We start from the raw sequence: 25,124 nt of genomic DNA on the forward strand, positions 1-25,124 counted from the left end.
ATCCGGATTGCGCGGGAAATGTGGTCGCCACCGTTGATGGCATCTGCAGACTCAAGCGTGCCGTCCCGGAACGCGCTGCCAACGCCATTAGGCGAAAATATGCTGCGCCTGCTTCCGCCCCCTCCATGGGTTGTGTGAGTACGGAACTCGGCAGCTTCCGACGGAATGTGCAGTCGCGACCGGCCGTTACCTGACCGTCTGGGCGGCGGTGCATACCAGCTCGGCTGACATGTTCAGGGGCCATCGCCCAGCCGATGAACTTGCGCGCGTACTGGTGAGGTGTCCCCCCTTGTGTTGGAGCAGACATGACGCTGGCCAGCACCCGGGAGCCGCAGCCCCTCCCGCGGCGCTCGGCGCCCACGGCAGCGGCAGTCAACTGCCATTTCACAGCCGAGTTCATCACAATGTGATCGCCTGGCCTTCGCCGGGCCCATGGCGGAAGGTCCGTCGCGGCCGCGCAGGGGTGCCACGTTGAAGCATTCATTCCTGATGGATGGCGGCCAGCTGGGACGGCTGATCGCGCAACACGACTGGGCATCGACCAGCCTGGGTCCGATCGACGACTGGCCGGACGCGTTGCGCACCGCCGTCGCCCTGATGCTGCAATCGCCGGTGCCGATCGTGACCCTGTGGGGCCGCGAAGGGGTGATGATCTACAACGATGCCTATTCCAGGTTCGCCGGCGAGCGGCATCCGTCGCTGCTGGGCTCCAACGTCCGCGAAGGCTGGGGCGAGATCGCCAGCTTCAACGACAACGTGGTGAGCCACGTGCTGCTGGGCAACCAGCCGCTGTCCTACAAGGACATGGAGCTGGCCCTGAACCGCGACGGCCAGTTGAGGACCCTGTGGGTGGATCTGGACTACTCGCCGGTGCTGGACCAGACCGGCACCCCCATCGGCGTGTTCGCCATCGTGGTGGAAACCACCGAGCGGGTCCTGGCCCAGCGCACCATCGCCGCCGAGCGCGAGCGCCTGGCGCAGCTGTTCGAACAGGCGCCCTCGTTCATGGCGGTGGTGCGCGGGCCCGAGCATCGCTTCGAGCTGGCCAACCCGGCCTTTCGCCGGCTGGTGGGCGATCGCGCGGTGATCGGCAGCACCCTGCCCCAGGTGCTGCCCGACGCCGTGGACCAGGGCTACCTGGCCCTGCTGGACCGGGTGTTCGCCGACGGCCAGGTGTACGCGGCACAGGGCGCGCCCTATGCGATGCAGGTCCATCGGCAAGCAGCGCCGGTGCGACGGGTGGTGGATTTCGTGTTCCAGCCGATCAAGGACGAACAGGGCCAGCCCATCGGCATCTTCATCGAGGGCGTGGATGTCACCGACCGCGCCCGCGCCGAATCGGCCCGCGAGGCCCTGGTTGCCCTGACCGACGCGATCCGCGATGCCCGCGAGCCGGCGCAGCTGGGCCTGCTGGCCAGCGCCATCCTGGGCCGTGCGCTGGCCGCCGGCCGGGTCGGCTATGCGCATGCCATCGAGAGCAGCCAGGTCCTGCAGGTGACCTGTGAATGGCGCGCCGCCGGCATCGAACCCCTGGACCCGATGCTGGACCTGCGCTACGGCGCGCTGGGCAGCATGCTGGAGACCGGCGAGCTGGTGGCCGTCGAAGACGTCTGCGACCACCCCCTGACCCAGTCCATGGCCGCGCCGCTGGAAAGCAGGCAGGTGCGCGCCCTGATCAACGTGCCGGTCATCGAACAGGGCCGGCTGGTGGCCATCCTCTACGTCCATGAAAGCCAGGTGCGCCACTGGGACGAGCAGGAAATCGCGCTGGTGCGCGAGTTCGCCGAGCGCCTGCGCACCGCCGAACAGCGGCTGCACGGCGAGGCAGCCCTGCGCCATGCCAACGAGACGCTGGAGCAGCGCGTGGAGCAGCGCACCCGCGAGCTGATGGACACCGAGGCGGCCCTGCACCAGGCGCAGAAAATGGAAGCGGTGGGCCAGCTCACCGGTGGTCTGGCGCACGACTTCAACAATCTGCTGACCGCCATCACCGGTGGCCTGGAACTGCTGAAGATGCGCCTGGCCCAGGGCCGCACCACCGACCTGGACCGCTACATCAACATCGCCGCCAGCGCCGCCGGGCGCGCAGCCAGCCTGACCCATCGCCTGCTGGCCTTCTCACGCCGGCAGACGCTCTCGCCCAAGCCGACCGACGTCAAGCAGCTGGTCAACGGGATCGAGGAATTGATCCAGCGCACCGTGGGCCCATCGATCACGGTGGAGACCGTCAACGCGGCCGGGCTGTGGCCCTCGCTGATCGATCCGAGCCAGCTGGAAAACGCGGTGCTCAACCTGTGCATCAATGCCCGCGATGCGATGCCCGATGGCGGCAGGATCACCATCGAGACCGGCAACCGCTGGATGGACCGGCGCACCGCCAGCGAGCGCGGCATCGCTCCCGGCCAATACATCTCGCTGAGCGTGTCCGATACCGGCACCGGCATGCCGCCGGAGGTGATTGCCAAGGCCTTCGACCCGTTCTTCACCACCAAGCCGCTTGGCCTGGGCACCGGGCTGGGGCTGTCGATGATCTACGGCTTTGCCCGCCAGTCCGGCGGCGCGGTCAGCATCTACTCCGAGCCGGACAAGGGCTCGACGGTGTCCATCTACCTGCCGCGCTACCTGGGCGAGGCCGACCAGCCCGGCGAGGCACAGGCCTGCGGCGATGCCCCGCGCAGCCTGCAGGGCGAGACCGTGCTGGTGGTCGACGACGAAGCCGCGGTGCGGGTGCTGGTGACCGAAGTGCTGGGTGACCTGGGCTATGCGCCGCTGGAGGCCGAGGACGGCGCCAGCGGGCTGCGCATCCTCAATTCCGACGCGCGCGTGGACCTGCTGGTCACCGACGTGGGCCTGCCCGGCGGCATGAACGGCCGGCAGATGGCCGACGCGGCGCGGGTGCAGCGTCCGGGCCTCAAGGTGCTCTTCATCACCGGCTATGCCGAAAACGCGGTCCTCAGCCACGGTCACCTGGAACCGGGCATGCACGTGCTGACCAAACCGTTCTCGCTGGACGAGCTGGCCGGGCGCATCCGCGAACTCATCGCCAGCTGAGGCCGGCGCGGGTCCGGGCACTCAGGCCGCGCGCCTCACCCCGGCAGCGGCCGCAGGCACAGCCAGATCGCAGCCCAGTGCGCCGCCGCACCGCCCAGCACGTGGGCGTGCCACAGCGCACGGTTGTAGACCAGCGACTTGCGCACGTAGAACCCTACGCCCACGGTGTAGATCAGCCCGCCTGCGGCGATCAGCCACAGCACCGCACTGTCCAGCCCGGCCATCAGCGGCTTGATGGCGATCACCGAGGCCCAGCCCAGCAGCAGGTAGATCGCCACCCAGAAGCCCTTGCCCACCCCGGGCAGGAACAGCTTGCCGACCACGCCAAACAGCGCCACGGCCCACACCCCCAGGATCATCGCCCAGGCCCACGCCCCGGACAGGCCCAGCACCAGCAAGGGCGTGTAGGAGCCGGCGATCATCACGAAGATGCCGGCGTGGTCCAGCTTGCGCAGCAAGGGCTGGCGCGCGGCGGGGGCGAAGTTGTAGGCGGCCGAACAGGCAAACATCACCAGCAGTCCCAGCGCGTAGACGCAGGTGGCCACCAGCAGCGCCTCGTTGGCAAGCGCACGCCACACCAGCACCGCCCCGCCGAAAATCGCCAGCACCAGGCCGGCAAGGTGCACGATCAGGTCGGCGCGGCGGGCGGCGGCGGTCTTGTAATGGGGTGCAGCGGGGACGGGAGCGGACAAGGGCGATGTATGCGTCGGGAAGAAGGCACACAGGATACCGGCCAGGCATGGCGCGCCGGCCTTGGAAACTCATGAGAGCCGCGTAGGGCGGGTCTTGACCCGCCGTGGTCGCACCGCAATCGCAATCGCAATCCAGGCCGTACCGCGGTGGCGGGTCAAGACCCGCCCTACGGCCTCAGGCTGCCATGCCGTTGTGGCGCAGCAGCGCATCGATGCTGGGCGCGCGGCCGCGGAAGGCGGTGAAGTTCTCCAGCGCGCTGCGGCTGCCGCCGCGCGAGAGGATCTCGGCGCGGAAGCGTGCGCCGGTATCGGCCAGCTGGTCCGGGGCCTCCTCGAAGGCGGCATAGGCATCGGCACTGAGCACCTCGGCCCACTTGTAGCTGTAATAGCCCGCGCCGTAGCCGCCGGCGAAGATGTGGCTGAAGCTGTGCGGGAAGCGGTGCCAGCTCGGCGGGCGGTTCACCGCCACTTCGTCGCGCACGCGCTCCAGCAGGTCCATCACGCTGTCCTGCACCGGGTCGAACTCGGTATGCAGGGCCATGTCGAACAGGGCGAACTCCAGCTGGCGCACGGTCTGCATGCCGCTGAGGAAATGCCTGGCCGCGATCATCCTGTCGAACAGCGCCCGCGGCAGCGGCTCGCCGGTCTGCACGTGCCGGGTCATGCCCTGCAGGCGCGTCCATTCCCAGCAGAAGTTCTCCATGAACTGGCTGGGCAGTTCCACCGCGTCCCATTCCACGCCGTTGATGCCCGACACGCTCAGCTCGCCGACCGCGGTCAGCAGCGCATGCAGGCCGTGGCCCATCTCGTGGAACAGGGTGATCACCTCGTCGTGGGTCAAGGTCGCCGGCTGCCCGTCCACGCCCTTGCCGAAGTTGCACACCAGGTAGACCAGCGGGGTCTGCACGCGGTCGGCGCGCTGACGGCGGTTGCGGCAGTCGTCCATCCACGCCCCGCCGCGCTTGCCCTCGCGCGCGTACAGGTCCAGGTAGAACTGGCCGACCAGGCTGCCGTCGGCATCCTGCAGGCGGTAGAAGCGCACGTCCGGATGCCAGACCGGCGCGGTGTCGGCCACCACCTCCACGCCATAGAGCGACTTGATCAGGTCGAACAGGCCGCCCAGCACCGCCTCCTCGGTGAAGTACTGCTTCACCTCCTGCGCCGAGAAGCTGTAGCGTGCCTGCTTGAGCTTCTCGCTGACGTAGGCGATGTCCCACGGCTCCAGCGTCTGAAGGCCCAGCGCCTCGCGGGCGAAGGCTTCCAGCTCGGCCCGGTCCTGCCGGGCGTAGGGCAGCGCGCGTGCGCCCAGCTCGCGCAGGAACTCCAGCACCTGGGCCGGGCTGCCCGCCATCTTGGTGGCCAGCGAGTATTCGCCATAGGAGGCAAAGCCCAGCAGCTGCGCCAGCTCGGCGCGCAGGGCCAGGATCTTCTGGATCAGCGGCGAGTTGTCCAGCTTCTCATCGCCGGCCTCCGAGGCGCGCACCGCATAGGCCTGGTACAGCGTCTGGCGCAGGGCGCGGTCGTCGGCATAGGTCTGCACCGGCAGGTAGCACGGCATCTGCAGGGTGAACTTCCAGCCCGGCTCGCCCTCGGCCCTGGCCGCGGCGCGGCTGGCGGCGATCACCTCGTCCGGCAGGCCGGACAGGTGCTGCCTGTCCTTGATCCAGAACGCGTATTCGTCGGTGGCATCGAGCACGTTCTCGGAAAACCTGGCCTGGACGCTGGCCAGCTCCTCGCGGATCTGGGCGAAGCGTGCCTTGGCCTCGTCGGCCAGCTCGGCGCCGCCGAGGCGGAAATCGCGCAGCGCGTTGTCCAAGGTCCTGGCGCGGGCCGGATCCAGCGCGGCCGGGTCGGTCGTTTCGGCCAGCGCCCGGTACTGGGCGAACAGTGCCTGGTTCTGTGCCAGCGCGCTGGCGAAGCGGGTCACCTTGGGCAGGTTGTCGTTGTAGGCCTTGCGCAGCTCGGGCGAGTTGAGCACGCCCTGCAGATGGTTGACCTGGCCCCAGGCGCGCCAGAGTTTTTCGGTGGCATCGTCCAGCGGCACCACGAAGCTGTCCCAGGTGACCGGGCTGACGGACTGGGCCCGTTTCACCGCCGCCTCGGCATCGGCCAGCAGCGTGTCGATGGCCGGGCCGACATGCTCGGGGCCGATGGCATCGAAACGGGGCAGGCCGGAAAAATCGAGCAGCGGGTTCATCGGTGAATTCCTGGGAAAGGGCATTTCAAGATAGGGCGCGTGGCGGACACATCCAAGCGCGCCGGCGCTCAGCCGTCGTGGCGGGCGGTCTGTAGTTCAGGCAGGGCCGCGCCGGCCACCGCGGCGGCCGTGGCCGCGTCACTGAGTCGGGTTTCGATCCCGCAGCGCACGTACCAGGCCGGATCGTAATAGCTGTGGGCATAGCGCTCGCCGCTGTCGCACAGGATGGAGACGATCGAGCCGCTGCGCCCGGCGGCCTGCATCGCCTGGGCCGCGTGCAGCACGCCGACCAGGTTGGTGCCGGTCGAGCCGCCCACGCGCCGGCCCAGCGCCGTGCTGGTCCAGCGCATCGCCGCCAGGCTCAGCGCATCGGGCACCTTGAGCATCGCATCGATGCAGCTCGGCACGAAGCTGGCCTCCACCCGCGGCCGGCCGATGCCCTCGATGCGCGAGCCGCAGTGGTGCAGGCACCCGGCATCGGCCTGGCCTGCCAGCGCCTGGCAGTAGTAGTGGAAGAACACCGAATGCTCCGGATCGGCGCACAGGATGCGGGTGCGATGGCGCCGGTAGCGCACGTAACGGCCCAGGGTGGCGGCGGTGCCGCCGGTGCCGGGGCTGCAGACGATCCATTCGGGGATCGGGTGCGGCTCGGCCGCCATCTGCTTGAAGATCGATTCGGCGATGTTGTTGTTGGCCCGCCAGTCGGTGGCCCGCTCGGCGTAGGTGAACTGGTCCATGAAATGGCCGCCATGCGCCCGCGCCAGGCGCTCGGACTCGGCATTGATCGCGCCGGGCTGTTCGACCAGATGGCACTGGCCGCCGTAGAAGGTGATCGCGGCGATCTTCTCCGGCGAGGTGCTGGCCGGCATCACCGCGATGAACGGCAAGCCCAGCAGGCGCGCGAAATAGGCTTCGGACACCGCGGTCGAACCGCTGGAGGCCTCGATCACCGGCGCGTCCTGGCGCAGCCAGCCGTTGGCCAGCGCATACAGGAACAGCGAGCGCGCCAGGCGGTGCTTGAGGCTGCCGGTGGGATGGCTGGATTCGTCCTTCAGGTACACGTCGATGCCCGGATAGCCGGGCAGCGGCAGCGGGATCAGGTGGGTGTCGGCCGAGCGGTTGAAGTCGGCTTCGATCTTGTGGATGGCGGCGGCCACCCAGTCGCGCTGCGACATCGGGGTGAGCTTCGAAGACAAGGTGTGCCGCCCATTCTAGGGCCGCCGCGCCGCCGGCGCCCGGCCGGGGCATCATCCCGTTGCCGCCGCAGCGGCGGGCCGGGCCAGCGACGCGGACCAGACCCACCCTGCACAGCGGTCATATCGCGCCCTGGCTGCAGCCCCTGATCGGTGAGCCCCTGCCGCGCACCTTCACCGCGACAACAGCACCGCGCCCGGCGCACGCATCGCGCGCAGCGTCACCACCAGGCTGATGTAGCCGGCGGCCAGCTGCGCGAACAGCTCGGCCGTGGCGCTGCGGCCGCTGTCGGCCACCTCGGCATAGGCGCCGCGGCCCAGGTCGATGAAGTAGTCCTCGCTCACCCGGCGCCGCTGCGCCAGCCCGGGGAACAGTCCGGCGATCAGCAGGCAACGATCGCCCACATCGCGCAGCGCATCGGCGCGCAGCTGGCCGGTCTGCTGCTGCGCATGCAGCCATTCCAGTGCCTGGGTGCGGGCCAGCAGGTCGCGTTCGCGCTGGTAGCGCAGCAGCACGAAGACCAGGTACGCCTCCTGCGCCTGGTCCAGCGTTTGCCCCTGCTCGCCGGCTGCCTCATGCACCAGTGCCTGCCACAGTTCCATCGCCGCCCCATCCCGCCATGCCTTCATCACCATGCACCTGCCTCTTTGGTTGACCTGGCTTGACGCTACCGCGTGTGCCCAGCGCGGTGTTGGCAGGCGGCCGGCCACAGTGCTAACGCGGCCGGGCATGGATCTGACCGGCGGACCGTCGCCAGGCCAGCCCCTGGCAGGTCCGGTGAACTTCAGTCGCCGGCGCGCCTGCTGCGATGCCGGCGGCGCTTGCGATAGAGCTCCTGGTCGGCATGGGCCAGGGTCTGCTCCAGCGTTTGCCCGGCGATGCGCAGCGCAGCGCCCTTGGAGAAGCCGATCGGCGACTGGTCCGCATCGGCGCGCAGCTGGGCCATCCATTGGGCCAGGCCTTCGGCGTCGGCGTGGGCCAGCAGCACCGCGAATTCGTCGCCGCCCAGTCGCACCACCACGCCGGGCTCGGGGGTATGGCGCCGCAGGAAATCGGCAAAGCTCACCAGCACCTGGTCGCCGCGCTGGTGGCCATGGGTGTCGTTGACCTGCTTGAAATGGTCCAGGTCGAAGGCCACGCACGCGGCCGGCATGTCGGCCCACAGCGTTTCCAGCTCCAGCAGGTAGCGGCGGTTGAAGCAGTTGGTCAGCGGATCGCGCCGGGAGAGTTCGCGCAGCCGCCGCTCCTGCCAGTACTGGCTGGTGACGTCCTGGGCGTGGGCCAGCACGTAACGCTCTCCGTCGTCCTCGTCCAGCACGTTATGGAAGTTCCAGTAGCGCAGGGTGCCGTCGCGCGCGACCAGCTCGATGGTGCCCGAGGCATTGCCTTCGCGGTAGATCTCGGCCAGATAGTCGCCGAACCAGGCACGGCGCTCGGGCTGCATGAAGTCGGTGAGCTCACGCCCCAGCAGCGCCGACACGTCCATCCCTAGCGAACGCGCGGCGGCCGGGTTGATGTTCAGCAGCACGCCATGCGCATCATGGGTGCAGATCAGGCCCAGGCTGAACTCGAAGATCTTGCGGAACCGGCGCTCGCTGGCCTCCATCGCCTGCACTGCGCGGTGGCGCATGGTCACGTCCTGGAAGGCGCCCAGCAGCTTGCGCCGGCCGTCCACCACGTCCATGCGCCCCACGGTGCGCACCCAGATCGCGCGGCCGCCGCGGGTGACCAGTGGCAGCTCCAGATCCCATCCTTCGCCGGTCTCCACGCTGCGCTGCACCGCGGCGTTGACCACCTCGCGCGCCGGCTCGGGATAGAAGGACAAGGCCTGCTCGTAGCTGGCCGGGGTGAAGCCCGGCGGTACCTCGTGGATCCGGCAGGTTTCGTCGGACCACAGGATCTGGCCGCTCTCCAGGTCGGCCTCGTAGCCGCCCACGCCGGCGGTCCTGCCGGTGCGTTCCAGGAACGCCTCGCTGGCGCGCAGTTGCCGTTCCAGCGCCGCGCCGCGCTGCACCTGGGCCGACAGTTCCAGCGCGTTGTCGGTCAGTGCTTCCTGGTTTTTCATCAGCTGCTCGCGCAGCTCGATCGCCGCCACCGTGGCCTTGGCCAGCTGCTGCAGGGCGCTGCGCTGCTGCTCGCTCAGCGCGCGCGGCACGGTATCCAACACGCACAGCGTGCCAACGCGATGGCCGCTGGACAGGGTCAACGGCGCGCCGGCGTAAAAGCGCACGTGCGGCTCGCCCACCACGATGTCAAAGCGCGAGAAGCGCACGTCGCCGCGCGCATCGCGCACCTCCATCAGCTCCTCACCGCGGATCGCGTAATCACAGATGGCGGTGCTGCGCGCGGTCGATTCGACGCCGGGCAAGCCATAGTTGGACTTGAACCACTGGCGCTGCTGGTCGATCAGGGTGACCAGGGCCACCGGCGAGCCAGTAAGCTCGGCCGCGGCACGGGTCAGCGCGTCGAACAGCGGTTCTGGCGGGGTATCCAGCAGACGCAGGTCCAGCAGCCGCTGCAGGCGCTCGCGTTCGTCGTCGGTTTCCAAGCCCTTTGCATCCATCTCGCATTCTCTGCACGTTGGCGGCCCCGGCCGCATGCGCAACGGGGTCACCCGCCATCTTCGCCCATCGCCAGGGACCATTCATGCCCGGCGGCGGGATCGGATGCACAGTTTGATCACCTGCAGCAGGACTGGTGATTGCGCCGAAACGGCTCGTGCTTGCGACGAATGTCATCGGCGATCGGCGCAAATGCGCGCTGGGTTTGGCCGAGACATCCCCGGATAATCGGTGCATCCGCGCAGCACGGCGGGGCGCTCGCGCCCGCGCCACCCGGCTTCCACACCCCAAGGAGTCACCATGTCCGCTGACCTGCTCAAGGCCCTGGGCCTCAGGCACACCAATTCCGGCACCTACCTCGGCCATGGCCAGTGGTCCCAGGCCACCGATGCCGGCGTGCTGGAGTCGGTCAACCCGACCACCAACGCCGTCATCGCCCAGGTCCAGGCCAGCAGCCAGGCCGACTACGACACGGTGATCGCGCGCGCCCAGGCCGCGTTCAAGGTGTGGCGCACCACCCCGGCCCCGCGCCGCGGCGAAGCGGTGCGCCTGTGCGGCAACGCCCTGCGCGCCAACAAGGACCTGCTCGGGTCGCTGGTCGCCCTGGAGATGGGCAAGTCCAAGCCCGAGGGCGACGGCGAAGTGCAGGAGATGATCGACATCGCCGATTTCGCCCTGGGCCAGAGCCGCATGCTCTACGGCTACACCATGCATTCGGAGCGCCCCGGCCACCGCATGTACGAGCAGTACCACCCGATCGGGCTGGTCGGGATCATCAGCGCGTTCAACTTTCCGGTCGCGGTGTGGTCGTGGAATGCCTTCCTGGCCGCGATCTGTGGCGACATCTGCATCTGGAAGCCGTCCAGCAAGACTCCGCTGACCGCCATCGCCACCCACAAGATCTGCAATGCGGCGCTGGCCGATGCCGGCTTTCCGGACCTGTTCTTCCTGATCAACGATGCCGGCACCGAGCTGGCCCGGCAGTTCGTCGATGACAGCCGCGTTGCCCTGATCAGCTTCACCGGCTCGACCGAAGTCGGCCGCACGGTCGCCGAGCGCGTGGCCCGCCGCCTGGGCCGCAGCCTGCTGGAGCTGGGCGGCAACAACGCGATCATCCTGGACCAAACCGCCGACCTGAAGCTGGCCGTGCCGGGCATCGTCTTTGGCGCGGTGGGCACCGCCGGCCAGCGCTGCACCACCACCCGCCGCCTGATCGTGCATGCTTCGATCCACGACACCGTGCTGGCGGCGCTGGTCAAGGCCTATCGGCAGGTCGAAGGCAAGATCGGCGACCCGCTGGATCCGGCCAACCTGATGGGCCCGCTCAACAGCAGGTCGGCGGTCGATGCGTTCCTGGCCTCCGTCGAACAGGCCAAGGCCGCTGGCGGCATCGTGGAAACCGGCGGCAGCGCACTGGCGCGCGAGGGCAACTTCGTCCTGCCGACCATCATCACCGGCCTGGACAACAGCGATCCCATCGTCCAGCACGAGACCTTCGCCCCGATCCTGTACGTGATGCGGTACGAAACGCTGGACCAGGCCATCGACCTGCAGAACGGCGTGCCGCAGGGCCTGTCCTCGGCGATCTTCACCAACAGCCTCAAGAGCGCCGAGAAGTTCCTGTCCGCCGCCGGCAGCGACTGCGGCATCGCCAACGTCAACATCGGCACCAGCGGTGCGGAGATCGGCGGCGCGTTCGGCGGCGAAAAGGACACCGGCGGTGGCCGCGAATCCGGCTCGGATGCGTGGAAGGCCTACATGCGCCGCCAGACCAACACGATCAACTATTCCGATGCTCTGCCGCTGGCCCAGGGCATCAAGTTCGATCTGTAGCCGTACCTGGCAACGGGCGGCACCCGATCATTCGACCGTGACCGCCTTGGCCAGGTTGCGCGGCTTGTCCACGTCGGTGCCGCGCGCCAGGGCGGTGTGGTAGGCCAGCAGCTGCACCGGGATGGTGTGCACCACCGGCGAGAGCACGCCGGTGTGGCGCGGGGTGCGGATCACGTGCACGCCGGCGGACTCGCTGAAGTGGCTGTCCTGGTCGGCGAACACGAACAGCTCCCCGCCGCGCGCGCGCACTTCCTGCATGTTGGACTTGACCTTTTCCAGCAGGCGGTCGTTGGGGGCGATGAACACCACCGGCATGGTGGCGTCCACCAGCGCCAGCGGGCCGTGCTTCAACTCGCCGGCCGGATAGGCCTCGGCATGGATGTAGGAGATTTCCTTGAGCTTGAGCGCACCTTCCAGCGCGATCGGATAGCTCAGGCCGCGGCCCAGGAACAGCGCGTTTTGCTTGAGCGCGAAACGCTCGGCCCAGGCCGCGATCTGCGGTTCCAGGTTGAGCGCGTGCTGCACGCTGCCGGGCAGGTGGCGCAGCTCTTCCAGGTATTGCGCTTCTTCTTGGTCGCTGACCTTGCCATGCAGCCTGCCCAGGACCACAGTCAGCTGGAACAGCGCCGCCAGCTGGGTGGTGAAGGCCTTGGTCGAGGCCACCCCGATCTCGGCGCCGGCGCGGGTGTAGCAGACCAGTTCGCTGGCACGCGGGATCGCGCTCTCGGGCACGTTGCAGATCGACAGCGTGTGCAGGTGGCCCAGCGACCTGGCGTACTTGAGCGCCTCCATCGTGTCCAGGGTTTCGCCGGACTGGGAAATGGTCACCACCAGGTGCTTGGGGTTGGCGTAGGCGGCGCGGTAGCGGTATTCGCTGGCGATCTCCACGCTGCACGGCAGGCCGGTGATGGCCTCGATCCAGTAGCGCGCGGTCAGGCCGGCGTAGTAGCTGGTGCCGCAGGCCAGGATCTGCACCCCGGTGATCTGGCGCAGGATGCTTTCGGCGTTTTTTCCGAACAGCGTGGCCGGAAAGCCGCCCGCATCGACCGCCGCCTCGATGGTGTCGGCGATGGCGCGCGGCTGCTCGTGGATTTCCTTCTGCATGAAGTGGCGGTACGGGCCCAGCTCCAGCGAGGCCAGCGACACGTCCGAGACATGCACCTTGCGCTCCACGCGGCTGTCGGTGGCATCGAAGACGGTGACGCCGGTGCGGGTCACATCGACCGTGTCGCCCTCTTCCAGGAAGATCACCCGGCGGGTGGCCTGCAGGATCGCCGACACGTCCGAGGCGACGAAGTTCTCGCCGATGCCCAGCCCGACCAGCAGCGGGCAGCCCATGCGCGCGGCGACCAGGTGCTGCGGCTCGGCCTTGGACACCACGGCCAGCGCATAGGCGCCGGTCAGTTCCTTGACCGCCGCCTGCAACGCGGCCAGCAGGTCCAGGCCCTGCTGCTGATGGTGGTGGATCAGGTGGGCGATGACCTCGGTATCGGTCTGCGATTCGAACACGTAGCCCAGCGCGGCCAGCTTCTCGCGCTGCGCCTCGTGGTTTTCGATGATGCCGTTGTGGACCAGGGCCAGCGCGCCGTGGCTGATGTGCGGATGGGCGTTGGCCTCGGTCACCCCGCCGTGGGTGGCCCAGCGGGTATGGCCGATCCCCAGGGTGGCGCTGAAGTGCTCGGCCTGCGCGGCCGCTTCCATCTCGGCGACGCGGCCGGTGCGGCGCACGCGGCGCACCTCATCGCCCACGACCATGGCAATCCCGGCCGAGTCATAGCCACGGTATTCCAGGCGCTTGAGGCCCTCGATCAGGACCGGGACCACATCGCGATCCGCGATCGCGCCAACGATGCCGCACATGGATGACATCCTTCGAACATTGAAAATGATCCGCGCAGTTTAGAGCGTGCGATGCACCTGGAGATGGTCCGGAGCCGGCTTACGACCGCGCAGCCTTGCCCCCTCTCCCCCGCAAGCGGGGAGAGGGTCGGGGTGAGGGGGGCCCGGGGTGACAGGCATGCTGACGATGGCTATCGACACTCCGGAGCCGGCTATGGTCTGCCGGGATCCAAGCAAAAAGCCCCCCTCACCCCAGCCCTCTCCCCCGCAAGCGGGGGAGAGGGGGCGACATCCGTGCGCTGATGAAGACCGCCGCCGCCACGACTGTCCGCGCGGACGCCGCCAGTGTCCGCGCGGACACTGTCCGGCCGTGCGCTTCCTTTCGATTCAATGAGTTGCCGTTGGCACGCGCCATGCTTGGCAAGCACGGACGACTCAGCCGCCGATGCCATCCAAGCTCATGCAGACCGCCAACCCTTTCCGCATCCGTAACACCGCTGCCCAGGACACCGTGGTCCTGGCCAGCAAGGGCGCGCGCTGGAAGCGTTGGGGCCTGGTCGGCGGCGGGGTGGTCGTGCTGGCCGCCGCGCTGGCCTGGGTGGTGATGGGCTGGGCCGCGGGCGGGCGCTCGTTCGACGCCAGCCGCGTGCGCATCGCCACGGTGACCCGCGGCGACCTGGTTCGCGACCTGGCCGCCGACGGCCGAGTCATCACCGCCAACAGCCCGACCCTGTACGCCATCGACGGCGGCACGGTCACCCTGCAGGTGGTGGCCGGCGATGTGGTCAAAAAGGGCGACGCGCTGGCGGTGATCGACAGCCCGGCCCTGCGCAGCAGGCTGGTCCAGGAGCAATCCACCCTGGCCGGGCTGCAGGCCGAGGCCAGCCGCGCCACCCTGGACGTGACCCGGGCCAGGGCCGAGGCCAGCAAGACCATCGACCAGGCCAGGATCGACCGCCAGGCCGCCGAGCGCGATGTCGAGCGCTACCAGCGCGCCTTCGACGGCGGCGCGCTGCCGCAGGTGGAACTGGCCAAGTCGCAGGACACCCTGAAGAAATCCGAGATCGAACTGCAGCACGCCCGGCAGGATGCTTCGCTCAAGCAGCAGGGTGCGCAGCTGGATGCCCGCAACAAGGCGCTGCTGGCCCAGCGCCAGAACGCGGTGGTCGAGGAACTGCAACGCCAGGTCGACGCGCTGACCCTGCGCGCGCCGTTCGACGGCCAGGTCGGCCAGGTGCAGGTCGCCCAGGGCACCAACGTGGCGATCAACGCACCGATCCTGAGCGTGGTGGACCTGAGCAAGTTCGAGGTCGAGATCAAGGTGCCCGAGAGCTTCGCCCGCGACCTGGCCATCGGCGTGCCGGCGCAGCTGACCTCCGGCAGCGGCGAACCCTACCCCGGCAAGATTTCCGCCGTGTCGCCCGAGGTGGTGTCCGGCGAAGTCACCGCACGCGTGCGCTTCGACGGCAAACAGCCACCGGGCCTGCGCCAGAGCCAGCGCATGAGCGCGCGGATCCTGCTGGACACGCGCTCGAACGTGCTCAAGGTCGAGCGCGGCCCGTTCGTCGAGCAGTCCGGCGGCCGCTACGCCTACGTCATGGCCGGCTCCAGCGCCCAGCGCCAGCCGGTGCAGCTGGGCGTGTCGAGCCTGTCGGAAACCGAAGTGCTGTCCGGTTTGAACGAAGGTGACCGGGTAGTGGTCTCCGGCGCCGACCAGTTCGGCGACGCGCCACGGGTGACCGTCCACTGATCCATCCCCGGGTCGTGGGAGCCGCTACAGCGGCGAGGGGCTTTATCGGTGGGGTTCCATCGCCGCTGTAGCGGCTCCCACACATACAACACCACAACACCACATCCGTTGACTGACAAGGAACCCGCCATGCTCGACATGCACGCCGTCTCCAAGGTCTACCGCACCGAGCAGGTGCAGACCCACGCCCTGCGCTCGCTGGACCTGCATGTGGCCGAAGGCGAGTTCGTCGCCGTCACCGGCCCCTCCGGCTCGGGCAAGACCACCTTCCTCAACATCGCAGGACTGCTGGAGACCTTCACCTCGGGCACCTACAGGCTCGATGGCGAGGACGTGTCGCACCTGTCGGACAACGCCCGCAGCAAGCTGCGCAACCAGAAGATCGGCTTCATCTTCCAGAGCTTCAACCTGATCCCGGACCTGAACCTGTTCGACAACGTCGATGTGCCGCTGCGCTACCGCGGCATGGCCGCGGCCGAGCGCAAGGCCCGCATCACCCAATCGCTGGAGCGCGTGGGCCTGGGCTCGCGCATGAAGCACTACCCGGCCGAACTGTCCGGCGGCCAGCAGCAGCGCGCGGCCATCGCCCGTGCCCTGGCCGGCAGCCCGCGCCTGCTGCTGGCCGACGAACCGACCGGCAACCTGGACACCCAGATGGCCCGCGGCGTGCTGGAACTGCTGGAGGAGATCAACGCCGCCGGCAGCACCATCGTCATGGTCACCCACGACCCGGAACTGGCCGCCCGCGCCCAGCGCAACGTGCACATCGTCGACGGCCAGGCCACCGACCTGGTGCGCGAAGCGGGGTTGATGGCCTCGGCTGCACCAGACCTCTCCGCACAGGCGTAGGGCGGGTCTCGACCCGCCTTTCGCCCTCGACCCGCCATCCGGGAATCTCGCCCCGCCTCGTGCACCGCGCCACGCCAGCCCCCCGGCGGGTCGAGACCCGCCCTACGAGATCGCCATGTTCACCTACTACTGCAACCTTGCGTTACGCAGCTTCAAACGCAACAAGGTGCTGACCGCGCTGATGGTGCTGGCCATCGCGCTGGGCATCGGCGCCTCGATGACCACGCTGACGGTGTTCCACGTGCTGTCGGGCGATCCGATCCCGGCCAAGAGCGAGCGGCTGTTCCGCGTGCAGCTGGATCCGGAAGGGATCGACGGCTATACACCCGGCGAGGAGCCGCAGCGGGACCTTAACCGCTACGACGGCGAGACCCTGCTGCTGCAGAAGCAGGGCAAGCGCCAGGCGCTGATGAGCGGCGGCAGCGTCACGGTCGAACCGGCCGGCGGCGCACTGCGGCCTTTCATGCTGGATGCGCGCTACACCTCGGCCGATTTCTTCGCGATGTTCGAGGTGCCCTTCCTGTTCGGCCACGGTTGGTCGGCCAACGAAGATGCCGGCCAGGCACGCGTGGCGGTGATCGCCAGGACGCTCAACGACAAGCTGTTCAACGGCGCCGACAGCACCGGCAGGACCCTGCGCATCGATGGCCATGATTTCCAGATCGTGGGCGTGATCAACGACTGGAAGCCCAAGCCGCTGTTCTATGATCCCGACATCGGCACCTACGACACCGAGGAGCAGGTGTTCGAGCCGTTCCAGACCGCCATCGGCCTGGAACAGGAACGCAACGGCAGCATGAACTGCTACGGCGCCACCGCCACCGTCGACGGCACTGCCCGTGAAGCGCCATGCGCCTGGGCCCAGTACTGGGTAGAGCTGGACAGTGCGTCCAGGGCCGGCGACTACAAGGCCTACCTGGATCGCTATTCGCAGCAGCAGAAAGAGGCCGGTCGCTACCAGCGCCCGCCCAACACGCGCCTGCGCAACGTCATGGACTGGCTGGAATACAACGACGCGGTGCCCGGCGACGTGCGCCTGCAGCTGTGGCTGGCGATGGGCTTTTTGCTGGTGTGCCTGGTCAACACGGTCGGCCTGCTGCTGGCCAAGTTCCTGCGCCGCAGCGGCGAGATCGGCGTGCGCCGCGCGCTGGGCGCCAGCCGCGCCGAAATCTTCAAGCAGTGCCTGGTCGAAGCCGGCAGCATCGGCCTGGCCGGCGGCGTGCTGGGCCTGGGACTGGCTGAGCTCGGCCTGTGGGCCGTGCGCCATCGCCCCACCGGTTACGCGGCGCTGGCGCAGCTGGATGGCTCGATGCTGTTGATGACCTTCGTGCTGGCGGTGTGCGCCAGCCTGCTGGCCGGCCTGCTGCCGGCGTGGCGCGCCATGCAGATCACTCCGGCGGTGCAACTGAAAACGCAGTGACATTCCCCTCCCCTTTCGCGCGCAGCGCGAAGGGGGAGGTCGGGAGGGGGTGCGTTTGGCTGTGCAGGCCAGGGCATGCCAGAAGCAACCCCTCCCCAGCCCTCCCCTTGGCCGATGGCCAAAGGGAGGGAGCAAAAGCTGGCTTGCTCCATCCGACCCACCACTTCGGTGCCGAACCCGTACCCCAACGCCTCTCAAGGACGAGGGGCTCAAAGCTTCACGGAGTTGCCCATGGAAATCCGTCCGATCCTGTCCACCCTGCGACGCCACAAGACCGCTGCGGCGCTGATCGTCGTGGAGATCGCGCTGGCCTGCGCGATCATCTGCAACGCGCTGTTCATCGTGTCCCAGCGCTGGGAAAATCTCCAGGAGACCAGCGGCGTCGCCGAGCACGAGCTGGTCACCGTTTCCCTGAGCGGCGTGGGCAAGCAGACCAATCCCGATGTCATCACCCAGGAAGACCTGGCCGCCCTGCGCGCCGTACCGGGTGTGACCAACGTGGCGATGGTCAACCAGCTGCCATTCCGGCGCGGGTCCAATAATTCATCGCTGACAATCATGCCCGACCAGAAGATCCCGACCCTGAGCGCGGCGATGTACACCGGTGACGAAGGTACGGTGCGCACGCTGGGCCTCAACGTGATCGCCGGCCGCGACTTCCAGCCCGATGAATACCTCAACTGGTCCGAACTGATAACCCAGTTGAACGGCAACAGCAACGTGCCGCTGCGCACCATGGCGCTGATCGTCAGTCGCGAAGCGGCCCAGAAGCTGTACCCCGGTCAGTCGGCCGTGGGCAAACCGGTGTACATGGCCAACATCCCGCTGACCATTGTCGGTGTGGTCCAACGGCTGCGTCGTCCCAATAGCTTTGACGGCGACACCAGCTATTCGATGCTGATGCCGTTGCGTCAGAACTACACCAACGGCGGCTTCTACGTCCTGCGCGTCGGCGACCCCGCCCAACGCGGGCGGGTCCTGCACGATGCGGTCGATGCGCTGAACCGGGTCGATCCCAACCGCCTGGTCATGGCCCAGAAGACCTTCGACGACTGGCGCAGCGACTACTTCAGCAACGACCGCGACATGATGGGTCTGCTGATCACCCTGTGCCTGGCGCTGCTGCTGGTGACCGCGCTGGGCATCATCGGTCTGGCCAGTTTCTGGGTGGCCCAGCGCACCCGCCAGATCGGCGTGCGCCGCGCCCTGGGGGCCACGCGCGGCCAGATCCTGCGCTACTTCCAGACCGAGAACTTCCTGTTGGTCAGCGCCGGGATCGTGCTGGGCATGGGCCTGGCCTATGCCATCAACCAGCTGCTGATGAGCCGGTACGAACTGCCGCGCCTGCCGCTGGTGTATCTGCCGGTGGGCGCGGTGCTGCTGTGGGCGCTGGGCCAGATCGCGGTGCTGTGGCCCGCGCGCCGCGCCGCGAACGTGCCACCGGCGATCGCCACGCGGTCTGCGTAGGGCGGGTCTTGACCCGCCATGGCTTTCGGATGAGTCACAAGGCGGGTCGAGACCCGCCCTACGGTACAGCCATGGCGGGTCGAGACCCGCCCTACGAACACCCGATGAACTACGCCCTCGAAACCGGACTGCGCGGCCTGCGCCGCCACCCCCGCACCATGGTCCTGTCGATTCTCACCCTGGCCCTGGGCCTGGCCTCGGTGATGACCATGCTCAGCCTGCTGGCGATGCTCGCGGCCGATCCGCTGCCGGGCTTGAGCCAGCAGTTGTACCTGGGCTGGGTGGATTCGCGCGAGGCGGCGAAAGGCACGGCGGACCCGAGCGCGGGAGATCCCGAATATCTTTGGAAAACCCGCGATGTGGAGGCGTTGATCGCCGCACGGCCCCAGATCAGGCAAACAGCAGTGGTCACCTCGTTCTTCAGCCTGGCCGGCGCAGACGGGCGCAAGAGCGTCGACTCGGTCAACGGCATCGCGGCGATCGGGCCGTTCGGCGCGATGTTCGGCGCGCCGCTGCTGCACGGCCGGTTCTGGACCCCGCAGGAAGAACGCAGCCGCGCGCGGGTGATCGTGCTGGGCCGCAAGACCAGCCTGCGCCTGTTCGACACCGAGGATGCCGTCGGCAGGCAGGTGCGGCTGGGGCAGGACCTGTTCCACGTGATCGGCGTCCTCGCCCCCTGGCAGCCACGCCCGCGCTTCTACTTCATGCAGCCCGGCAACCCGGGCTGGAGCGCGGTCGGCGAGGAAGTGCTGGTGCCTGCGCAGGCCGTGCTGGAGGCCAAGACCCCGCTGATCAGCGAGCGCAGCTGTGACCAGGGCGCCACCGACGGCTATCAGTTCAACTCCGTCGACCAGAACGCCTGCCGTTGGCTGGCGCTGTGGGCCGAGCTGCAGACCCCGCACCAGGTCCAGGACTATCGCACCGCCCTGCTGCATTACGCGCAGGATCGCCATGCGGCCGGTGCGTTCCCGCGGCCGGCGCACACGGATCTGTACAGCGTGCAGGACTGGCTGGAAGCCAACCGCGTGGTGCCGCCCGACGTGCGCCTGAACCTATGGCTGGCATTGGGTCTGCTGGCGCTGTGCCTGGTCAACGTCGCCGGCTTGCTGGCGGCGCGTTTTCTGGGTCGCTCGACCGAACTGGGTGTGCGGCGCGTGCTGGGCGCGCCGCGCCGGGCCATCTTCATTGCCTGCCTGGTCGAATCCAGTGCCGCCGGCCTGCTCGGCGGCGTGCTCGCGCTGCCACTCACCCTGGGCGGCCTGTGGCTGGTGCGCCAGCAGGCGCAGCAGTACGCGTCGATGGCGCAGTTCAAACCCGGCCTGTTCGCCGTGCTGGTGCTGCTGGCGCTGTGCACCGGCATCGTGGTCGGGTTGGTTCCCGCCTGGCGCGCCACACGCATGCAGCCTGCGCTGCAGGTCAAGACCCTTTAAGGAGACCCGGATGTCGATCAAGCACATCGCCTCCAGCGTGCGCCGCCAGCGCATGATGCCGATCCTGCTCATCGCCCAGGTCGCGCTGACCTGCGCGATCCTGGGCAACACCCTGTTCCTGCTCGGCCAGCGCCTGGCGCCGATGCTGGTGCCTGACGGCATCGTGCGCGATGAGGTGCTGGTGGTCGACCAGGTCGTGAGCACCGAAGGCAACTGGAAATCCACCGACGTGCGCGCAGCTCGCATGGCCCTGGCGTCCATCCCCGGCGTTCGCGTGGTGTCGCAGTCGCTGGGCGTGCCGATGCGGCAGACCTTCAACCTGGCGTTTTCGCTGAAAGGGCCCACAGGTGTTTCGTTGATCGCCAGCGGCTTCGCAGGCGACCATCTGATCCAGGCGCTCGGCCTGCAGCTGGAGGCGGGTCGCGATTTCACAGCGGAGGATGCAGTGGACATCTTCGGCGGCGACAAGGACAACGCGCCGCCCATGCCGGTGATCATGACCCGCGCCCTGGCCGACAGGCTGTTTCCCGACGGGGGCGCGCTGGGCAGCGTGCTGTCCGATCCAGACGGCGACAGCTCTGGCTATCGGGTCGTGGGCATCGTGCGCCATCTGCTGCGTTATCAGATGAGCGAGTTGGACGATGGAAAATCCGAGTATTCGATGCTGGTTCCCACGCACGATGCGGGCACGCCGATCCTGAGCTACGTGCTGCGCACCGACCCAGACCGACGCGAGTCGGTGAAGCAAGCCATTCCCGACGTGCTCAAGCGCAGTTTTGGACAGCGCATCATGCGCGGCATCGAACCGGCGGTCGCAACTTACGAAGACCTGCGCGAGATGGGCTTCAAAAGCCGCCGCGCCAGCGTCTGGCTGCTGGCGGTGGTCAACCTGGTGGTCGCCACGATCACCGCCATTGGCATCGCCAGCCTGACCGGTTACTGGATCGCCCAACGCACCCGCCAGATCGGCGTGCGCCGCGCATTGGGCGCCACGCGCGGGCAGATCCTGCGCGACTTCCTGCTGGAGAATTTCCTGCTGGTCAGCGCCGGGCTGGTGCTGGGCATGGGCCTGGCCTATGGCACCAACCAGCTGCTGATGGCGCACTACGCCCTGCCCCGCCTTCCGCTTGGCTATCTGCCCATCGGCGCTGCCCTGCTGTGGGCCCTGGGCCAGTTCGCCGTGTTCTGGCCCGCCCGCCGCGCCGCGGCAATCGAACCGGCCATCGCCACGCGCGGCGCGTAGGGCGGGTCTTGACCCGCCATGGCTTTCGGATGAGCGAGTCCCGTAGGGCGGGTCTTGACCCGCCATATGGATCATCGGAAAGCAATGGCGGGTCAAGACCCGCCCTACGGACTGCTTCGCACCCCGGCCCACGCCAGCGGCGTGGGCGCTCCCGGGCACGCCGGTGCCGGCATGACGCCCCAGGCCAGACCGCTATGCTGTTCCAACCGCTTCCATGAATCCTGAAGGTCTCCCCCTCATGCTTGCCGATCCGAAACGCCTGTTGCTTGCCCTGGCCGTGTCGCTGGCCGCGTCCGCGCCCTGCGCGCTGGCCTGGCAGGCGGCCGATGGTGTGCTGGTCTCGCAGGAGACCCTGGATGGCTACGCGGGCCGCTATCTCACCGTCGACGGCCTGGCCTTCAAGGTCTGGCGCGAAGGCACGGTGTTGAAGCTGCAGCCCGAAGGCGGCGCCGCGGCCGAGCTGGTGCCCGATTCGGAGACCACCTTCCACCTGCGCGGCATGCAGGGGCACGTGGAATTCGTGTTCGACGCGGCCGACCGGGTCAGCCATCTGCTGCTCACCCAGGGCGGCGCCACCGCCAAGGCCATCCACCAGTAACCGGCACACGCCCATTGCCATGCCCACCCTGCTGATCATCGACGACAACCCTGCGGTCGCCACGGCGCTGGACGTGCTGTTCTCGCTGCACGAGATCGACACCGTGCACGCGGCCGACCCGGAGGCCGGATTGGCGATGCTGGACCGCGGCGGCATCGACCTGGTGATCCAGGACATGAACTTCTCCGCCGACACCACCAGCGGCGCCGAAGGCCGGGCGCTGTTTGCGCAGATCCGGGCGCGCCATCCGGACCTGCCGGTGGTGCTGCTGACCGCCTGGACGCACCTGGAAGCGGCGGTGGAGCTGGTCAAGGCCGGCGCGGCCGATTACCTGGGCAAGCCGTGGGATGACCGCCGCCTGCTGGCCACGGTCAACACGCTGCTGGAGCTGTCCGAAGCGCGTGCGGAGCTGGATCGCCGGCGCGCGCGCGACCGGCTGCAGCGCAGCCAGCTGGAGGCCAGGTACGACCTGCGCGGGGTGGTGTTCGACGACCCGGCCAGCGAACGGGTGCTGGCCCTGGCCTGCCAGGTCGCGCGCAGCGACCTGCCGGTGCTGATCACCGGGCCCAACGGCAGCGGCAAGGAGAAGATCGCGCAGATCGTGCAGGCGAATTCCTCGGTGCGCCACGGCGCGTTCGTCACGCTCAACTGCGGGGCGCTGCCCAGCGAGCTGATTGAAGCCGAGCTGTTCGGCGCCGACGCCGGGGCCTACACCGGCGCCAACAAGGCGCGCGAGGGCAAGTTCGAGGCGGCCGATGGCGGCACGCTGTTCCTGGACGAGATCGGCAACCTGCCGCTGGCCGGGCAGATGAAACTGCTGCGCGTGCTGGAGACCGGCCGGTTCCAGCGCCTGGGCTCCAACCGCGAGCGCAGCGTGCAGGTGCGGGTGATCAGCGCCACCAATGCCGACTTGGCCACGATGATCCGCGAAGGCAGCTTTCGCGAAGACCTCTACTACCGCCTCAATGCGATCGAACTGGCCTTGCCGCCGCTGGCCGAACGCCCGGGCGACATCCTGCCGCTGGCCGCGCACTTTGCCGACAAGCCGATCGCCGAAAGTGCGCGCGCCGCGCTGCTGCGCCACGGCTGGCCGGGCAACGTGCGCGAACTGCGCAACGTGATCCAGCGCGCCGGCCTGCTCGGCAGCGGGGCGCACATCGAGGCCGCCGACCTGCAGTTGCCGGCCAGCGCGCCCGCCTTGCGCATGCACGCGCCGCTGCAGGAGCCGGACCGGGTGCAGATCGAAGCAGCCCTGGCCCGCGCCGGCGGCGTCATCGCCCAGGCCGCGGCCGAGCTGGGCCTGAGCCGCCAGGCGCTGTACCGGCGCATGGATCGGCACGGGATCAAGTCGTCATGAACCCGCCGGCGCATTGCCGTTTGAGGCATTTGCGGTCCCCGGCCCTTCCGCGCAGGCCGGGGCTTGGTGGCTTGCCGCGCTCGCTTCGCTCGCCCCCCTCACCCCGGCCCTCTCCCCCGCAAGCGGGAGGAGAGGGAGCAAGGCATTTCGCCCTCGTCGCCCCACGGGCGGAGGAGAGGGAGCAAGGCATTTCGCCCCCATCGCCCCCACGGGCGGAGGAGAAGCAAAGCATGCGGACGGCGGCCCCGTCGACATCTGCGGCATGAACGCCCACGGCACGCCGCGTTGAAGCGCTCGCTTGCCGGCCGCCTGCTGCTGTGGCTGGCGCCGCTGGGCGTGGTCGCCATCGCCCTGCCGCTGGCGCTGCAGGCCTGGCTGGCCGATGTCTGGCTGTCCGGGGTGATCGCCGCGGCGATCCTGCTGCCGCTGGCGGTGTGGGTGCTGCGCCAGGCGCTGGCGCCGCTGAACTCGCTGTTCCGTGCCCTGTCCGGGGCGGTCAACAGCTATCGCGACGGCGAGTTCAACTTCGGCGTGCACTGGGACGGCAACGACGAATTGCACGATCTGGTGGTCTCCCACGAACAGCTGGGCCAGGTGCTGCGCGACCAGCGCCAGGGCCTGGCCCAGCGCGAACTGCTGCTGGACAGCATGGTCCAGCACTCGCCGGTGGCGATGCTGCTGCTGGCGCCCGGCGGCGATGGCGGCCTGCGCGTGGTGTTCGCCAACCTGGCCGCACGTGCCTTGCTCCACGGCGGCAAGCGCATGGACGGCCAGCGCTTGGAATCGCTGCTGCAGCAGGCCCAGCCCGAGCTGGTGGAGGCGCTGGAGCGCGGTGGCGACAGCCTGTTCGTGGTGCCCGCCAGCGAGGAAGGTGGCGAGGAACAGATCTACCACCTGGCGCGGCGGCGCTTCCAGCTCAACGGCCGCCCGCAGGAGCTGCTGCAGCTGTGGCGACTGACCAGCGAGCTGCGCCGCCAGGAAGTGCAGACCTGGAAGAAGGTCATCCGGGTGATCAGCCACGAGCTCAACAACGCGCTGGCGCCGATCGCCTCACTGGCCCATTCCGGCGGCGAACTGGTCCGGCGCGGGCGCCACGACCCGCTCGAGCACGTGTTTGCCACCATCGAGGAACGCGCACGCCACCTGGAGGAGTTCATCCGCGGCTATGCGCGCTTTGCCAAGCTGCCGCAGCCGCAGAAGCAGGCCGTCGAGTGGGCCGGGTTCCTGCGCGGGCTGCAGCAGCAGATCGGCTTCACCATCGAAGGCCAGGCCCAGGACACGCACAGCCGCATCGACCCGGCGCAGTTCGGCCAGGCGCTGCTGAACCTGGTCAAGAACGCGCACGAATCCGGCGGCGACCCGGCGCAGGTCACGGTCAGGGTGCTGCCCCTGCACGGCCAGGTGCGCATCGAGGTGCTCGACCGCGGCGCCGGCATGAACCAGGCCGTGCTGCAGAACGCGCTGGTGCCGTTCTATTCGACCAAGCGCAACGGCACCGGCCTGGGCCTGGCACTGACCCGCGAGATCATCGAGGCCCACGATGGCCGCATCGCCCTGCACAACCGCGAAGGCGGCGGCCTGTGCGTGACCCTGCACCTGCCGGGGAGCTGAAGCGAGAAACCGGTGGAGGACAGGTCAGATGC

17 protein-coding genes are annotated in these 25,124 nt (G+C 68.7%); 11 read left to right on the top strand and 6 right to left on the bottom strand.

The window, feature by feature from the left end; genetic code table 11:
- The first annotated feature begins 489 nt into the window (after positions 1-489).
- Positions 490-3,051, top strand: a complete 2,562-nt coding sequence (locus DSC_RS13465; RefSeq protein WP_014161739.1) for a PAS domain-containing hybrid sensor histidine kinase/response regulator — start codon at positions 490-492, stop codon at positions 3,049-3,051.
- 35 nt (positions 3,052-3,086) lie between these two features.
- Here the strand turns inward: DSC_RS13465 and trhA are convergent, their stop codons facing one another.
- From trhA to DSC_RS13490, 5 genes are all read right to left on the bottom strand, one after another.
- Positions 3,087-3,743, bottom strand: a complete 657-nt coding sequence (gene trhA / locus DSC_RS13470) for a PAQR family membrane homeostasis protein TrhA (protein WP_014161740.1) — start codon at positions 3,741-3,743, stop codon at positions 3,087-3,089.
- 175 nt (positions 3,744-3,918) lie between these two features.
- Positions 3,919-5,940, bottom strand: a complete 2,022-nt coding sequence (locus tag DSC_RS13475) for a M3 family metallopeptidase (protein WP_014161741.1) — start codon at positions 5,938-5,940, stop codon at positions 3,919-3,921.
- 68 nt (positions 5,941-6,008) lie between these two features.
- The gene (locus DSC_RS13480) at positions 6,009-7,115 is read right to left on the bottom strand and encodes a PLP-dependent cysteine synthase family protein (protein ID WP_014161742.1); all 1,107 of its coding nucleotides are present in this window, start codon (positions 7,113-7,115) and stop codon (positions 6,009-6,011) included.
- 192 nt (positions 7,116-7,307) lie between these two features.
- Entirely contained in the window at positions 7,308-7,766 is a 459-nt protein-coding gene (locus tag DSC_RS13485) for a hypothetical protein (protein ID WP_148268218.1), read from the bottom strand.
- A 152-nt stretch (positions 7,767-7,918) separates the two neighbouring features.
- The gene (locus tag DSC_RS13490) at positions 7,919-9,697 is read right to left on the bottom strand and encodes a sensor domain-containing diguanylate cyclase (protein ID WP_014161744.1); all 1,779 of its coding nucleotides are present in this window, start codon (positions 9,695-9,697) and stop codon (positions 7,919-7,921) included.
- A gap of 298 nt (positions 9,698-9,995) precedes the next feature.
- Here DSC_RS13490 and amaB point away from each other — a divergent pair, with 298 nt between their 5' ends.
- On the top strand, positions 9,996-11,528 hold the full coding sequence (gene amaB, locus DSC_RS13495; RefSeq protein WP_014161745.1) for an L-piperidine-6-carboxylate dehydrogenase: 1,533 nt from the start codon (positions 9,996-9,998) through the stop codon (positions 11,526-11,528).
- Positions 11,529-11,555: 27 nt separating this feature from the next.
- Here the strand turns inward: amaB and glmS are convergent, their stop codons facing one another.
- Positions 11,556-13,388 (bottom strand): glutamine--fructose-6-phosphate transaminase (isomerizing), encoded by a 1,833-nt coding sequence (gene glmS / locus DSC_RS13500; protein WP_014161746.1) that lies wholly within the window; start codon positions 13,386-13,388, stop codon positions 11,556-11,558.
- A 424-nt stretch (positions 13,389-13,812) separates the two neighbouring features.
- Between glmS and DSC_RS13505 the strand changes: the two genes are divergently transcribed.
- The 9 genes from DSC_RS13505 to DSC_RS13545 all read left to right on the top strand — a co-directional run bounded on the left by DSC_RS13505 (position 13,813) and on the right by DSC_RS13545 (position 25,092).
- Entirely contained in the window at positions 13,813-15,117 is a 1,305-nt protein-coding gene (locus DSC_RS13505; RefSeq protein WP_014161747.1) for an efflux RND transporter periplasmic adaptor subunit, read from the top strand.
- A 129-nt stretch (positions 15,118-15,246) separates the two neighbouring features.
- Entirely contained in the window at positions 15,247-15,966 is a 720-nt protein-coding gene (locus DSC_RS13510) for an ABC transporter ATP-binding protein (RefSeq protein WP_014161748.1), read from the top strand.
- A gap of 115 nt (positions 15,967-16,081) precedes the next feature.
- Positions 16,082-17,386 (top strand): ABC transporter permease, encoded by a 1,305-nt coding sequence (locus tag DSC_RS13515; RefSeq protein ID WP_014161749.1) that lies wholly within the window; start codon positions 16,082-16,084, stop codon positions 17,384-17,386.
- A gap of 231 nt (positions 17,387-17,617) precedes the next feature.
- Positions 17,618-18,853, top strand: a complete 1,236-nt coding sequence (locus tag DSC_RS13520; RefSeq protein WP_014161750.1) for an ABC transporter permease — start codon at positions 17,618-17,620, stop codon at positions 18,851-18,853.
- Positions 18,854-18,957: 104 nt separating this feature from the next.
- The gene (locus tag DSC_RS13525; RefSeq protein WP_014161751.1) at positions 18,958-20,283 is read left to right on the top strand and encodes an ABC transporter permease; all 1,326 of its coding nucleotides are present in this window, start codon (positions 18,958-18,960) and stop codon (positions 20,281-20,283) included.
- Between the two features lie 10 nt (positions 20,284-20,293).
- Positions 20,294-21,526 (top strand): ABC transporter permease, encoded by a 1,233-nt coding sequence (locus tag DSC_RS13530; RefSeq protein WP_014161752.1) that lies wholly within the window; start codon positions 20,294-20,296, stop codon positions 21,524-21,526.
- Positions 21,527-21,764: 238 nt separating this feature from the next.
- Entirely contained in the window at positions 21,765-22,124 is a 360-nt protein-coding gene (locus tag DSC_RS13535; protein ID WP_014161753.1) for a hypothetical protein, read from the top strand.
- A 19-nt stretch (positions 22,125-22,143) separates the two neighbouring features.
- The gene (locus DSC_RS13540) at positions 22,144-23,481 is read left to right on the top strand and encodes a sigma-54-dependent transcriptional regulator (RefSeq protein ID WP_014161754.1); all 1,338 of its coding nucleotides are present in this window, start codon (positions 22,144-22,146) and stop codon (positions 23,479-23,481) included.
- 285 nt (positions 23,482-23,766) lie between these two features.
- On the top strand, positions 23,767-25,092 hold the full coding sequence (locus DSC_RS13545; RefSeq protein WP_014161755.1) for a sensor histidine kinase: 1,326 nt from the start codon (positions 23,767-23,769) through the stop codon (positions 25,090-25,092).
- Positions 25,093-25,124: the final 32 nt, after the last annotated feature.

Origin of the sequence: Pseudoxanthomonas spadix BD-a59, assembly GCF_000233915.3 — a bacterium.
Lineage (GTDB): Bacteria > Pseudomonadota > Gammaproteobacteria > Xanthomonadales > Xanthomonadaceae > Pseudoxanthomonas_A > Pseudoxanthomonas_A spadix.

Excerpts from the sequence above, each read along its gene's own strand:
- DSC_RS13490 (WP_014161744.1), bottom strand. The coding sequence starts at position 9,697 with ATGGATGCAAAGGGCTTGGAAACCGACGACGAACGCGAGCGCCTGCAG.
- DSC_RS13480 (WP_014161742.1), bottom strand. The coding sequence starts at position 7,115 with ATGTCGCAGCGCGACTGGGTGGCCGCCGCCATCCACAAGATCGAAGCC.
- amaB (WP_014161745.1), top strand. The coding sequence starts at position 9,996 with ATGTCCGCTGACCTGCTCAAGGCCCTGGGCCTCAGGCACACCAATTCC.
- DSC_RS13535 (WP_014161753.1), top strand. The coding sequence starts at position 21,765 with ATGCTTGCCGATCCGAAACGCCTGTTGCTTGCCCTGGCCGTGTCGCTG.
- DSC_RS13505 (WP_014161747.1), top strand. The coding sequence starts at position 13,813 with ATGCCATCCAAGCTCATGCAGACCGCCAACCCTTTCCGCATCCGTAAC.
- DSC_RS13510 (WP_014161748.1), top strand. The coding sequence starts at position 15,247 with ATGCTCGACATGCACGCCGTCTCCAAGGTCTACCGCACCGAGCAGGTG.
- DSC_RS13525 (WP_014161751.1), top strand. The coding sequence starts at position 18,958 with ATGAACTACGCCCTCGAAACCGGACTGCGCGGCCTGCGCCGCCACCCC.
- glmS (WP_014161746.1), bottom strand. The coding sequence starts at position 13,388 with ATGTGCGGCATCGTTGGCGCGATCGCGGATCGCGATGTGGTCCCGGTC.
- DSC_RS13515 (WP_014161749.1), top strand. The coding sequence starts at position 16,082 with ATGTTCACCTACTACTGCAACCTTGCGTTACGCAGCTTCAAACGCAAC.
- DSC_RS13540 (WP_014161754.1), top strand. The coding sequence starts at position 22,144 with ATGCCCACCCTGCTGATCATCGACGACAACCCTGCGGTCGCCACGGCG.
- DSC_RS13465 (WP_014161739.1), top strand. The coding sequence starts at position 490 with ATGGATGGCGGCCAGCTGGGACGGCTGATCGCGCAACACGACTGGGCA.
- DSC_RS13520 (WP_014161750.1), top strand. The coding sequence starts at position 17,618 with ATGGAAATCCGTCCGATCCTGTCCACCCTGCGACGCCACAAGACCGCT.
- DSC_RS13530 (WP_014161752.1), top strand. The coding sequence starts at position 20,294 with ATGTCGATCAAGCACATCGCCTCCAGCGTGCGCCGCCAGCGCATGATG.
- DSC_RS13475 (WP_014161741.1), bottom strand. The coding sequence starts at position 5,940 with ATGAACCCGCTGCTCGATTTTTCCGGCCTGCCCCGTTTCGATGCCATC.